Origin of the sequence: Fictibacillus nanhaiensis (assembly GCF_036213205.1) — a bacterium.
Taxonomy (GTDB): Bacteria; Bacillota; Bacilli; order Bacillales; family Fictibacillaceae; genus Fictibacillus; species Fictibacillus nanhaiensis_E.
This window is the reverse complement of sequence record NZ_JARMFC010000001.1, coordinates 350816-362514: the sequence shown is the minus strand read 5'-3', so window position 1 is coordinate 362514 and position 11699 is coordinate 350816. Positions and strand designations below refer to the sequence as shown.

Below are 11699 nucleotides of genomic sequence, written 5' to 3'. Positions count from 1 at the left end.
ATTTATTGTCATTTGTTCTTTTTTTGTACTCATTTTCTTTATGTGTATGAAGAAGGAGGAAAAGCAGATGCGGTATAAACGAGTATTAATTAAATTGAGTGGTGGGGCTTTGGCTGGCCAACAAGGATCAGGTTTTGATCATCTTTCTTTAAACCATATTGCAAAAGAAGTTTTGTCCGTTTTAGAAAAAGGTATTGAAGTGGCTATCGTGGTAGGCGGAGGAAATATTTTCAGGGGGAACTTAGCTGAATATTGGGGAATTGAAAGGGTAGAAGCTGACCAGATCGGAACGCTAGGTACAGTCATCAATAGCTTGATGTTAAGAGGGGTCCTGAAAAGTAAAATAGACCAAGAAGTAAGAGTCATGAGTTCTGTTCCGATTAGCGCTGTTGCAGAACCATATATTCGGTTAAGAGCAGTACATCACTTGAACAAAGGATATGTAGTCATCTTTGCTGGCGGAAATGGTCAACCATATGTTACGACCGACTATCCAGCAGTTCAAAGAGCGCTAGAGATGAACTGTGATGCTATACTCTGTGCGAAGCAGGGTGTTGACGGTGTATATGACAGCGATCCTAACCGTTTCAAACAAGCAAGAAAATATGCTACTTTGCATTACGATGAGGCTATCAGGAATAATTTAAAAGTGATGGATCAATCTGCTCTAATCCTCGCTCGTGATCATGGATTGCCGATTCATCTCTTTGATTTTAATCAAGAGGGATCGTTTCTTAAAATCTGTAACGGTGAAGATGTAGGTACATTCATCAGTCACAATATAGAAACAGCTCTCGTATAAATACGTTTTAAAAGCTAATTTTCGCATACTTCAATGTTGCTCTTGAAAGTTAGTTGATTTCCGTTACAGATGCTCCCTTTCCACGGGGCGAACGGTGAGCCTCCTGCCGCTTTGCGCCGTTAGGAGTCTCCACCTGACCGCTCGTCCCGTAGGAGTCTCGCATCTTTCACTCCAATCAACTTATCAATGAAGTAACCAAAGCTTCTATAAGCAACAATCCTTTAGTAAAGAAATTTTATAAAGATTCATTTCGCATACATTGTTGCTCTTTGAAAGTAGTTGATTTCCGTTGCAGATGCTCGCTTTCCGCGGGGCAGGCCGTGAGCCACATTCGTATGGTTCCGTATAAGTGTCTCACCTGCCCTCCTGTCCTAGCCGAGAGTCTCGCACTTCCACTTGAATCAACTTATCAATGAAGTAAAAAGCAAAAGATATGATAAGCATCAACCTTTTAGGAAAAACTTTTTCAAATAACTGTTTTGGTTTACGAAAAGATTCTAATGGGGGCACTTTAATCAACTGTCTTTCGTAATTATCAAAAGCATTCCTGTCATGGGCTGGGATGCTTTTTTGTATATAATCACTCACCTCATCTCATATTAAGAAGTAGAAAAGAGGTGTGAGACGTTATGATGAAATGGTTAAAAAAGAAGCCGAAAGAGCAGAGCCACACGATTGATCTTTCTGATAATACATATACCGATATTAGAGAACTAGTGGATAATGCCAAGGAGTCTGCTGATTTTATCCATTATCCTCAAAAGACGGTTTATCACAATATTTTTATTTCTTATTATAAGGCGATGATTGATGGAGAACTGCTTCATCGAGATCTGCTTCCTTATTTAATACACAGCAAAGATTTTAAGAACATCAAAGATTTAAAAGATATTTTGCCGATCGAGAGCGTTACGATAACCAATGATATAAAAGAGATTCAAAATAAGCTGTTACGTGGATTTATTGTCGTTCAACTCGGTGAATACGACGAAGAATGTGCTGTCATCCGTGCAGAGAACTTTGCGACGAACCGCCCAGTATCTGTTTCTGAAATTGAATTCTCTGTTATTGGACCGAAAGAAGCTTTTATTGAGAACTTAGATAGCAACCTCTATTTAATTCGAAGAAGGTTACCTGTTCCTGAACTTCGTTTTAAAGAAGTAATACTCGGAAAGTTCTCTAAAACACGCGTTATAATCGCCTATTTAGAAGGTGTTGCTGAAAAAGAAAACCTGAATACCGTGATGCAGAGAATAAAGGATATTGAGTTAGAAGTCATTCCGGATAGCTCCTATTTGGAGCAAATTATTTCGGATAATACGAAGTCAGTGTTTCCGCAGTTAATAACAACCGAACGACCTGATAGGGTTGTGTCCATGTTGAATTATGGTCAAATTGCCATTCTCTCAGAAGGCTCACCTCAAGCTCTCCTAGGACCTACTGGTATCACGGAATATTTTGCATCACCAGAAGATTATTATCTATCATGGCTCCTAGGTTCACTGTTCCGGTTTATCCGTTTTATTTCTGTAATTTTCTCAACCTTTGCAACACCGCTTTATGTTGCCGTTCTTACTTACCACTATCAGATGATTCCCAAAGATCTACTGGCGCCATTAATTTCGTCACGAGTAAACATTCCATTTCCACCTATATTAGAGGTGTTGTTCTTAGAATTGACAATTGAACTGTTGAGGGAAGCAGGAGCTCGTCTTCCTACGAAAGTTGGTCAAACGCTCGGGATCGTTGGAGGTATCGTAATCGGTCAAGCGTCTGTAGAAGCGGGGTTAACAAGTAATATTCTTTTAATTATCGTATCACTTTCTGCCCTAGCATCGTTTACAACACCCATTTATAAAATGGCCAATACGATTCGAATCCTTCGTTTTCCATTCATCTTTTTTGCGGCACTTTGGGGAGGAGTAGGTATCGTACTTGCTATGTCATTTATTTTAGTTCATCTTTTGCGACTTGAATCATTAGGAAGGCCATACTTACAACCGATCTACCCACCACGTCTATTAGATATGACAGATACGATTTTTCGACTTCCATACAATCGATTATTAAAGCGTCCCATCTCATTAGGTACTAAGCTGCCATCTAAAGATAAGGTTAAAGAAATGAGAAAGAAAAAGGATATCGACGAATGAAAAAAATTTATAGACTGTTTATCCTTTCACTTATCTTTATATTGGCAGGCTGTGTGCCTAAAGAGATCATCGATGAAGTACAGCTCATACATGCTATTGGTTTTGATAAAAAGCCCGATGAAAGTATCCAAGGCACGATCACTTATCCCGTGTTTAACATGGATGGAAATGTTCGAGTTGAAACATTAACAGCAGTCTCTCATACGAGCCGGTTTATTCGGTCTAAACTCAATACACAATCACCTAAAACACTCACGACTGGACAGCTGCGTGTGGTTCTTTTCAATGATCGTTTTGCCGAAAAAGGAATATTGGAGATCGTGAATTCACTTTATCGAGATCCTAATGTAGGAAATCGGCTTTTTTTGACTGTTGTAAATGGTAACACAAATGAACTTTTGACTAAGAAGTATACAGCCTCTGCTCTTCCATCCATGTATTTAGCAGATTTGCTCGATCAGAATATAAAGAGTGAGAATTTACCAAAAACGAATTTGCATGTATTTCTTTATAGCTATTATGGAGAAGGAATCGATCCATTCTTACCAATCGTAAAAACTCATGAAAAATCGATTCAGCTAGAAGGAATAGCTCTTTTTAAAGGAGACGAATATGTAGGAAAGTTAAATCATCGTCAATCCTTTCCGTTTAAAGTTCTTCTGGACGGCTCCAAGTCAGGTAACTATGAGGTGGAGATAAAAAAAGAAAAAAGGAAAGGTCATGCTGTTATTCGAAACATAAAAGGCACAACAACCTACAAACTTAAAAAAGTGAATGGTATCCCACAATTTCATATAAAGATGAAGATTCTTGGTGAGATTCATGAGTATCCACATTGGTTGAACCTTGAGCAACCAGCTAACATTGCTCTTATTGAAAAGACGTTGACAAAACAATTACAACGAGAAGCGCAAGGGGTCGTTAAAAAGTTCCAAAAATTAAAAGTAGATCCCCTTGGGTTAGGAGATCAAGTGAGAAGACGTGAAAAAGGTTGGGACTATAAAGTTTTTCAGAAACAATATCCCTCCATGAAAATTAATGTATCAACTGAAGTAGAAATAGTAGAATCTGGAGTTATCGAATAGTCTATCTGAGCAGCTTTTCATTTGTTATGAACAGCTGCTTCTTTGTATTCTCATTTCTGCGGACAAAAAAAACAATCAATCACGAATAAATATATGGTTATTCCTTTATAGGATAACGAGTTAAAGGGGGCAATTGATTTGAAGACAACAGATGAGAAAATCAAAATTCGTAATCATTGGTTCAAAATTATTTTAATTAGTCTAATATCTCTAGTATTTATGTACAAGTTAGTGATTACTGAATTTACATTTCATTTTTCTGATTTGCTTGCATTCCTTGTAGGTGTTTTTGCGATAGGAATCTGCAGTATGTTTTATGTGAAAGTAAATGAAGCACTCATGGCTTTTGTATCTGCTGGGAAGTCGGTTATGCCGATAGCTAACCAAAGTAAGATTGAGTCAGAAACACAAGAAGAGAGCATCGAAGAAGTTTACATACAAGATGAAGAGGTCACATTAACAGAATCTGAAGAAGAAGAGCTTGTTCGTGAATTATTATCTCAAGAAGAGCAGATTAAGCGAATGAAACAAGTTCAGAATGAGGTTAAGAACCGTTTAGTAACCGAAGACCTTCATGAAGAAGATAAAAAAGATTACATAGACTATTTGCTGCAAAAAGAAAAAGAGATCATGTTAGCAAAACAAGAGATAATCCGTATCACTACTTTACTAGAACCTCTAGAAAAGCAAGAGCAGGAAGATGTTGAAGAAGAGTTACAACAAGAATATGTCGAAGAAGAATACATAGATGAAGAAGCTGCTCAGACTGGAAACGCGAAAGATATTGTGCAGTTATTAGGGAAAGAGTTCGTGTTGAATGCTAGTTTAGAGCAATTCAATCACAAGATGAGAGAAATTCAACACTCCATCACGATCGAAACTGCCAATCAACTTAAAGAAGAAGGACTCATTGATGCATATTTCAACGTCACGCGTAAAGGCCTTAAAGAGTTTAGACGTGCTGCAAGGAAATTCAGTTATGGTGATGGAGTAAAATTCCTATCTAAAGTCGTGCAGCGAGGAAACCGATAATTTCATATTAAAGCTATACATATTAAAGCTAATAGATGCGAGAAATACGCTGTTCTATTAGCTTTTTTTAATTTTTATAAGAGATTTCATTTTATTGTCATTCTTAATTTTTGTTACTTTCAAAATCCCTGATACAATAAGCATAGATTGTTGTGAAGGAGCTTTGTTTTATGTTTTTTGTCGCTAAAGCCATGCTATATGTATGTTTTTCGTTATTGATGGGTGCTTTTATCTTATACACAGTTCCACGGACAAGTCGTCCGGAAATTTATATTACGAAAAAACTCATCTTAATTTTAATTGCTATAATACCTTTGTTTGGTATTGGTGAGCTTGTTAGACTTACGATGCATCTTGGAGAAGATTTCGGATATTGGTTAACGTTTCAGAACATCGTTTTTAGTTTTGAAGTAGGAAAGGGTTGGCTTTTCTTAACCGGGATCTCCGTGTTATTGTTTTTCATGGTTCTATTTAATGATATAAAAGAAGATCGATTCTTTGCCGGATTAGCTGTCTTCTTGATAGGGGGAATGGGAGTTTCCGTTGGTTATGCGAGTCATGCTGCAAGTTTAGAATCGTTAGGTTTCTTAGCCCACTCCCTACACTTTATAGCTGTGATCACTTGGTCTGGCGTACTACTCGTAAGCGGATATTTCAGCAGAGGCGAAGGACCAAACTTGTCATTCTATAAATGGTTCACGCCATTGGCAGTTGTCTGTTTAGCAACCGTGATCGGTGCTGGATTGTGGTTGATGAACTATATTGTTCCTGAATATGTGAACAGTTACTTGTTGGACTATGGCCAAGCACTGTTGATCAAACACATTCTATTGTTTATTATCGTTTTTTATAGTCTTATAAACGGGATATGGCTAAAAAAGAGATTAAATCAAGGAATGAGTGGATTATCACTTAAAAAATGGATGAAAGCAGAAGGTATATTATTGTTTTCTGCGTTTGTAGCAACAGCGTTGATGACTCAGCAAACACCACCTCATGATGTAGCGGATACGTTAAAGATGGAGGATCCTTCTAAGCTGTTTACTTTTTCCACTGGTTTAATCCCAGGTGATAACCCAATGCTGTCATTCAGCTTCTCGTTGATGAGTCTTGTTTGGCTAGCATTAGCTGTAGTACTTGTATTATCTATTTTTGCCACGATAAAACGAAACAAAAGCATGATACTTGCAGTAGTCGCTTCTTTCTTAGCAGCGAGCGCGATTTATATAGCCGTCATGTCTTCAGTCTCACTATAAGAACTTTAGTAAATAATAGGGGGGAATTTTATCATGGATGATAAATTAAAACTACAGATGGAAGGTTTAATAGAGAAATATGCTGAGCTTCTTGTAGGAACTTCAGATCCCAAGCATGTAGAAATGGTAAAAACGTATGCTCTCTATTCGTTCATTGCAAAAAGTATGCCGCCATTAGTAAAGCACTGGAACGAAGAATCCCCGGAAGCAAAGGAAGCGATGAAGAATATCGTTCATGAGATTAAAGAATTGAACGAAAAGCACCGAAACGAACAGAAATAAATAACATGTAACATGAGGCAGTCATATAGACTGTCTTTTTTATTGCTAGCTATTCTTTTTGTGAATTGTACCGTCACTTACATGAAAATATTTTTAATATTGCAAAATCGACAATATTCGCAAAAAAAATGATATATTTAAAGCGGTTACATCATAGAAAGAATTTAACCAATCTTATTTTATATTTTAAGGGTATTAGGGGGTAATTGGATTGGAACAACTTATGCGCAATTTTTTCTTATTTCTTGCTAAAAATAAATCGTTAACCAACCTTGCTAAAAGATACGGTCTACGTTTCGGAGCTGGTCGTTTTGTGGCAGGTGCAACACTGGATAGTTCTATTTCTGCTATCAAACGTTTGAATGAAAAAGGAATGCCAGTTACGATTGACCATCTAGGTGAGTTTGTTGATAACGAACGCGAAGCTGCCGAGATGACTCAGCATTGTATAGATGCAATTAAAGCTATCAGTAAAGAAAAGCTGGATTCTCAGCTTTCTCTTAAAATGACTTCTATGGGGCTAGACATTAGTGACGAACTCGTGTTGAGCAACATGAGAAAGATCATGGATGCAGCCACGAAACATAATGTTTTCATTACGATTGATATGGAAGACTATTCTCGTTGTGAAAAAACGCTTAAAATCTTTAAGATGCTAAAAAGCGAATATGATAACATCTCGACTGTTATCCAAGCATATTTATATCGTTCACTAGAAGATGTTCAAACGTTGGATGAATATCACCCGAACCTTCGACTAGTTAAAGGTGCTTACAAAGAGCCTCAGACTGTAGCATACCCGGAAAAGAGCGATGTAGATAATAACTTTAAAAAGTTGATTGAAACTCATCTTTTGAACGGAAACTATACCGCGATTGCAACACACGATGATGAGATTATCCAGTATACAAAAGACTTGGTTGAAAAACACAATATTCCATATGATCAATTTGAGTTTCAGATGTTGTACGGAATTCGTGTAGAGCGACAAGACCAACTGATGCAAGAAGGCTACAAGATGCGTATCTATGTTCCATACGGAAACGACTGGTATGGTTACTTTATGAGACGACTTGCAGAACGTCCTGCAAACGTTGTGTTCGTGTTAAAAGGTGTGTTTGGAAAATAAAGAGTAGTAAGCAAGAGGAGTCTGTGTTTAAACACAGGCTCCTCTTTTTAATAGGCTGTTTTCTAAAAGATTGTTGCTCATTCCTTCTTTGATTGTTGATTGTAGTGGAAGGTGCGAGCATCTGGAACGGGAATCAACTACTTTCAAAAACAACAAAGTTATACGAAGTACTTTGGCGACGATCCTCTAGATAAACGATAGGCAACCTTCCTGCATAAGATAGAAACAAAAGTTTGATAAAAGAAAAACCCTCAACTATTGCTAAAATTCAGAATATATTTTATATTAGATGTAGGGTAACAAATTTTTTTATGGATAAAAAATGAATGAGTATTCATTCAATAAAGGAGGAAGACCATCTTGTCTCGTGAAATCCGTAAAGCAGCCGTACTGGGTTCTGGTGTAATGGGATCAGGCATAGCCGCTCATCTAGCAAACGTCGGAATACCAACATTACTATTGGATATTGTACCGCCTTCTTTAAGTGAAGAGGAAAAAGCAAAAGGGATCACTGAAGATCAACCTGCATTTCGCAACAAATTCACTTTATCTGCCACACAAAAACTATTGAAGCAAAAGCCGGCTCCACTTGCCGTGAAAGAAAATCTTGAATTAATCTCAATCGGTAACCTTACCGATGATCTAGAAAAATTAAAAGAGGTAGACTGGATCATTGAGGTAGTTGTTGAACGCCTAGATGTGAAGCAAAAGCTTTTCGAAAAAGTAGATCAGTATAGAAAACCAGGAAGCATCATAACGTCTAACACATCAGGCATCTCAATTCGTGCTATGGCTGAAGGACGTTCTGAAGATTTTAAAGCAAACTTCTTAGGTACGCACTTTTTCAATCCACCAAGATACTTAAAGCTTCTTGAAATCATCCCAACAGAGGATACAAAACCAGAAGTTGTTCAATTCATGCGCAACTTTGGTGAGAACGTACTTGGTAAAGGTGTAGTTGAAGCGAAAGATACGCCTAACTTTATCGCGAATCGCATCGGAACATATGGATTGATGATTACGATGCAAGAGATGATAAAACAAGGATACAGTGTCGGTGAAGTCGACTCTGTTACGGGTCCGTTAATCGGCCGTCCAAAATCTGCAACGTTTAGAACTCTTGATGTTGTCGGATTAGATACGTTCCTACATGTAGCGAAAAATGTTTATGAGCAAGTAGATGGAAAAGAAAAAGAAGTGTTTGAAATTCCTGATTTCTTGAACGAGATGGTGGACAAAGGGTGGACGGGAAGCAAGACAGGTCAAGGTTTCTACCTTAAACAAAAGAGTAAAGCAGGTAGTGAAATTTTAGAGCTCGATCCTGCTACTTTGGAATATAAACCGCGCTCCAAGATGAAGACAGCTACACTCGAAGCTGCAAAACAAATGAAAACAACAAACCAAAAAGTGAAAGCGCTTTTATATAGTGATGACCGTGCAGGTAAATTGTTATGGGACATCATTAAACCGGTACTGCTTTATTCAGCGGAAAAATGTTATGAAATCGCTGATGACCTTGTCGCGATCGATCAAGCGATGAAATGGGGATTCGGATGGGAGCATGGTCCGTTTGAAATTTGGGATGCGATTGGCGTACCTGAGTCAGTAGAGCGAATGAAAGCTGAAGGAGAGACAATTCCTGGCTGGGTAGAAGAACTTCTTCAATCTGAAAAGAACTCTTTCTACACTAAAACAGAGGGTGATCGTTCTTATTATCACCACGGTAGATATCTTCCTGTGGAAGAGAACAAAAAAGTTGTTCATTTAAGCCGTTTAAAAGAAAAAGGTAATGTGATCACAAAGAATGGCGGAGCAACACTGATCGATCTTGGTGATGATGTTGCGGGTCTAGAGTTCAATTCACCAAATAATGCGATCGGACCTGAAATTATTATGATGCTTCATCAGGCGATCGACGAAGTAGAAAAGAACTATAAAGGCCTTGTGATCGGTAACCAAGGTAAGAACTTCTGTGTTGGTGCCAACTTGATGCTTATTCTTATGGAAGCGCAAGATGATAATTTCTTTGAACTCGATATGATGGTTCGTCAATTTCAGCAAGCGATGGCAAGAGTGCGCTATAGTGCAAAACCTGTCGTTGCGGCTAACTTCGGAATGACGCTAGGTGGAGGAGTTGAAGTATCACTTCCTGCAGCTAGACTTCAGATGTCATCTGAAACATACATGGGACTTGTTGAGACAGGAGTCGGGTTAATTCCAGGCGGAGGCGGAAACAAAGAGCTATATCTTCGTTTATTAGAACAGCTGCCAGAAGGGGCTAAGGGAGATCTGCAAAAAGTTGCAAACCAAGCTTTTGAAACGATTGCGATGGCTAAAGTTTCAACTTCAGCTCAAGAAGCACGCAAGCTAGGGTTCTTACGAAAAGAAGACAGCATCTCAGTAAACGGTGACCACCTGTTACATGATGCAAAAACACAAGTCCTTGCATTAGAGGGGATTGGCTATACACCACCAGTTAGAAAGAAGATTCCTGTAGTAGGTGAGGCAGGATACGCAACACTTGCTTTAGGAGCACAGACGATGCACTTCAGCCAATATATTTCGGAGCACGATTTAAAGATCGCGAACAAACTAGCTTTTGTTTTAGCTGGAGGAAGAGTGCCAGAAGGAACAATGGTAGACGAACAATACTTACTAGATTTGGAGAGAGAAGCGTTCCTAAGTCTTGCTGGAGAACCGAAGAGTCAGGCAAGAATGCAGCACATGCTTGTTAAAGGCAAGCCGCTAAGAAACTAAGGGGGGAAGAACTCAATGTTAAAAGAGGCAGTAATAGTAGCAGGTGCTAGGACAGCGGTTGGTAAAGCGAAAAAAGGTTCTTTTGCACATATGAGACCAGACGAACTAGCAGCGGTAACCATCAAAGAAACGTTGAAGCGTGCAGGTGATTATAACGGAGAGATTGATGATTTGATCATCGGATGTGCCGTACCTGAAGCAGAACAAGGTATGAACATGGCTCGTCTGATCGGCGCTAGAGCTGGATTACCTGAAACGGTTCCTGCGATTACGATCAATCGTTTTTGTTCATCGGGTCTGCAGAGTATTGCATATGGTGCAGAAAAAATCATGCTTGGTGCGGCGGAAGCGATTCTTGCAGGTGGAGCTGAATCCATGAGTCTTGTTCCTGTAGTAGGTCATGTCGTAAAGCCAAACCCTTACTTAGTTGAAACAGTGCCGCAATATTATATGGGCATGGGTCATACAGCGGAAGAAGTAGCGAGACGTTTTGGCATCTCAAGACAAGATCAAGATGAATTTGCTGTACGAAGTCATCAAAAAGCAGCGGCAGCGATTAAAGACGGTAAGTTTAACGACGAGATCGTTCCTGTACATGTTATGAAACGCTGGTTAGATGAGCAATCAAAGCTAGTTGAAAAAGAGATTGCTGTTTCCGTTGATGAAGGTGTCCGTGCTGGAACAACTGTTGATGTACTTAGTAAGCTTCGTCCGGCATTCACGCCGACTGGTTCTGTAACAGCTGGGAATTCCTCACAAACAAGTGATGGCGCTGCGACGGTTCTTGTTATGAACAGAGAAAAAGCAGAAGCAGAAGGTTTAACGCCTTTATTAAAATTCCGTTCTTTTGCAGTGGCTGGGGTAGCTCCAGATATTATGGGAGTAGGTCCAGTAGCAGCTATTCCAAAGGCATTGAAAATGGCTGGGTTGGAACTTTCAGACATCGGATTGTTTGAGTTGAATGAGGCATTTGCTTCTCAAAGCGTTCAAGTCATTCGGGAACTGAATCTTCCAGAAGACAAAGTAAACGTGAATGGCGGTGCGATCGCACTCGGCCACCCACTAGGTTGCTCAGGAACAAAACTCACACTAACGCTCTTACATGAGATGAAGCGACGCAACGAACAGTTTGGTGTTGTAACGATGTGTATTGGCGGTGGAATGGGAGCAGCTGGCGTATTCGAACTAGTAGGATAACAAGGA

The 11699-nt window shown here is 39.1% G+C and carries 9 protein-coding genes; all 9 read left to right on the top strand.

Going from position 1 to position 11699, the window contains the following annotated elements:
- Positions 1-67: 67 nt before the first annotated feature.
- Positions 68-802 (top strand): UMP kinase, encoded by a 735-nt coding sequence (gene pyrH, locus P4V41_RS01815; RefSeq protein WP_137791752.1) that lies wholly within the window; start codon positions 68-70, stop codon positions 800-802.
- A gap of 629 nt (positions 803-1431) precedes the next feature.
- Positions 1432-2955: a spore germination protein gene (locus tag P4V41_RS01810; RefSeq protein WP_328083146.1), complete on the top strand. Its 1524-nt coding sequence runs from the start codon at positions 1432-1434 to the stop codon at positions 2953-2955.
- Positions 2952-4040, top strand: a complete 1089-nt coding sequence (locus tag P4V41_RS01805) for a Ger(x)C family spore germination protein (RefSeq protein WP_328083145.1) — start codon at positions 2952-2954, stop codon at positions 4038-4040. The genes P4V41_RS01810 and P4V41_RS01805 overlap by 4 nt, the downstream gene beginning before the upstream one ends.
- A gap of 138 nt (positions 4041-4178) precedes the next feature.
- A complete protein-coding gene (locus P4V41_RS01800; RefSeq protein WP_328083144.1) occupies positions 4179-5072 on the top strand; it encodes a hypothetical protein in 894 nt (297 codons plus the stop codon).
- A 170-nt stretch (positions 5073-5242) separates the two neighbouring features.
- A complete protein-coding gene (locus P4V41_RS01795) occupies positions 5243-6328 on the top strand; it encodes a copper resistance D family protein (RefSeq protein ID WP_328083143.1) in 1086 nt (361 codons plus the stop codon).
- Positions 6329-6361: 33 nt separating this feature from the next.
- A complete protein-coding gene (locus P4V41_RS01790; RefSeq protein ID WP_328083142.1) occupies positions 6362-6610 on the top strand; it encodes a DUF2573 family protein in 249 nt (82 codons plus the stop codon).
- A 211-nt stretch (positions 6611-6821) separates the two neighbouring features.
- Positions 6822-7739: a proline dehydrogenase gene (locus tag P4V41_RS01785; protein ID WP_328083141.1), complete on the top strand. Its 918-nt coding sequence runs from the start codon at positions 6822-6824 to the stop codon at positions 7737-7739.
- A gap of 360 nt (positions 7740-8099) precedes the next feature.
- On the top strand, positions 8100-10496 hold the full coding sequence (locus P4V41_RS01780; protein WP_328083140.1) for a 3-hydroxyacyl-CoA dehydrogenase/enoyl-CoA hydratase family protein: 2397 nt from the start codon (positions 8100-8102) through the stop codon (positions 10494-10496).
- A gap of 15 nt (positions 10497-10511) precedes the next feature.
- The gene (locus tag P4V41_RS01775; protein WP_144698242.1) at positions 10512-11693 is read left to right on the top strand and encodes an acetyl-CoA C-acetyltransferase; all 1182 of its coding nucleotides are present in this window, start codon (positions 10512-10514) and stop codon (positions 11691-11693) included.
- Positions 11694-11699 lie beyond the last annotated feature (6 nt).